This window comes from Streptomyces mayteni, assembly GCF_054783955.1.
The window spans coordinates 1-779 of sequence record NZ_BAAGPR010000282.1 but is presented as its reverse complement, the minus strand read 5'-3'; the positions used below and the strand labels follow the sequence as shown (position 1 = coordinate 779).

At 32.0% G+C, this 779-nt stretch carries 1 protein-coding gene and 1 pseudogene; both read left to right on the top strand.

All coding sequences use genetic code 11. The features are described 5' to 3' along the window. The coding region (locus ACYVPE_RS39905) for a hypothetical protein (RefSeq protein WP_461038741.1) at positions 1–238 on the top strand (238 nt) is incomplete at its 5' end. A gap of 109 nt (positions 239–347) precedes the next feature. Next, positions 348–779: pseudogene (locus ACYVPE_RS39900) on the top strand (cbb3-type cytochrome c oxidase subunit I); the annotation flags it as partial.

Below are 779 nucleotides of genomic sequence, written 5' to 3'. Positions count from 1 at the left end.
ATACAAAGAAAAATATAACCATTATATGATTGATACTACTAATTCTAGAGCAATCAGTAATGTATCAAAATACTTCTTTAATACTATAAAAGGTATGAAAGGTGTTGAATACAGAATTTGGTCTAGATCATTTAATAAACACAAAGGAGACTATTCTCAACTTGTAAAAGTTCAAAAAGTATTACGAGAATTAAGAAAGGTTAGAGCGGATAACACATTGTGGATTTCTAAGTCTTAGGTTGAAGGTATAGTCCGAACAATAGCGAGAGCTATTGAGTATAACGATAGAACCCCATATCCAACAGATAAGGGTTTGAGGTTATCAACATTAATGTTATCCTCCATTATCAGGTATTGCTTCTCATTCTGGTGGATCTGTAGATTTAGCGATCTTTAGTCTTCATTTATCTGGTATTTCTTCTATGTTAGGAGCAATGAACTTCATTACTACTATTTTAAATATGAGAGCTCCTGGAATGTCATTCCACAAAATGCCTCTATTTGTATGGGCTGTATTAATTACAGCAGTTTTATTACTTCTATCTTTACCTGTATTAGCCGGTAAACTTATTCTGCCGGCTTTAAATTCGGCTATTTGCTGGAAACTGTTTGATAATTATACATTATATCAAACACAATCAGCAGGAAACCCATTAGATTTGAATTTTTTGGGGATCTTCAGAGACTATACGCCGGAATTAATCTGTTGTTCTATTTTACCTGTATCTCAATTAAAAATTAACAAAGTCAATAAAGATTCAAGATTCTTTGATGAATCT